A 213-nucleotide genomic window follows, 5' to 3' on the forward strand; every position below is an offset into this window, starting at 1 on the left:
TCTCCTCGACTACCTGTGTCGGTTTGCGGTACGGGCAGTTGAATACTCACTAGAAGTTTTTCTCGGCAGTGTGACATCAGCGACTTCGTTACTATAATTTCACTCCCCATCACAACTCGTCAACCCGCAACTAAGCATTTGACTTAGTTACTGACTCATTGCTTGGCCGCACTCTTCCAATCATGCGGTTCGCTTAGCCTCCTGCGTCCCTCC

General features: G+C 49.8%; 1 rRNA gene. It reads right to left on the reverse strand.

Annotated elements, in window-relative coordinates:
- Positions 1-213, reverse strand: a 23S ribosomal RNA gene (locus FD32_RS00410); the annotation flags it as partial.

Source organism: Limosilactobacillus panis DSM 6035, assembly GCF_001435935.1.
In the GTDB taxonomy this organism is placed as follows: Bacteria; Bacillota; Bacilli; order Lactobacillales; family Lactobacillaceae; genus Limosilactobacillus; species Limosilactobacillus panis.